The organism is Bartonella sp. AA81SXKL (genome assembly GCF_042196945.1).
GTDB lineage: Bacteria > Pseudomonadota > Alphaproteobacteria > Rhizobiales > Rhizobiaceae > Bartonella.
Window position 1 is genome coordinate 1 of sequence record NZ_JBHIRH010000256.1, and the last position, 698, is coordinate 698.

Annotated in this window: 1 protein-coding gene; it reads right to left on the reverse strand. The window is 39.8% G+C overall.

Annotated features, from left to right (window positions below; genetic code table 11):
• Nucleotides 1-698: P-type DNA transfer ATPase VirB11 (gene virB11 / locus ACFINZ_RS10935; RefSeq protein WP_375701530.1), on the reverse strand; the 698-nt coding region annotated here is incomplete at both ends.

The window sequence follows — 698 nt, forward strand, 5'->3', positions numbered from 1 at the left end:
TGAGGCATGAACCGTGGTAATTGAACCTGGATGTCCTGAATTAACATTGCGGATATAATAAAAGGCGGTACCATCTCGTAGCTCTTGTAAAAGAATGCGGTCAGGACGCATGCGTAAAGCAGATTCAAGCAGTTCTTTTGGACCAACAGAGGCTAAACCTTGACCATCTTTTGAATAGATCATAGAAACATAATTAGGCTGTGGAACGACCAATTCTGGTGTATCTTCAATGGTGATAATACGTTCATCATCGGGAATTTTGGCGATTAATGCCTTTGAAAGCGTTGTTTTACCCGAGCCGGTTTTTCCGGCAATCAAAATGTTTTTTTGGCATTGTACAGCCTGATTTAAAAAGAAGACAAAATCCTTCTTTGCATAAGCACGGACTAAGTCATGATCAATATGTTTGAGTTCACTCAAATGTGAGAGATAATTATTCAAGGGCGTGAAGGAAACTTGTTCACACACCGAAAAGAGCCCTTTATTTGCCAGATCTTCGAGGGAAAAACTCCGTGATGAGGGTTTGCGAATTGTCATACTGATGGTGTTTTTTTCTACCGCAGGGGGAATAACAATTTGAATACGCTCATTGCCTGGTAAGGTGGCTGATAATATTGGATTTTTTTCCGATATATTTTGCTTAGAATAAGACGCTACAACTTTAGCAATTCCCATAAGCTCATTAAATGACAGAGCTG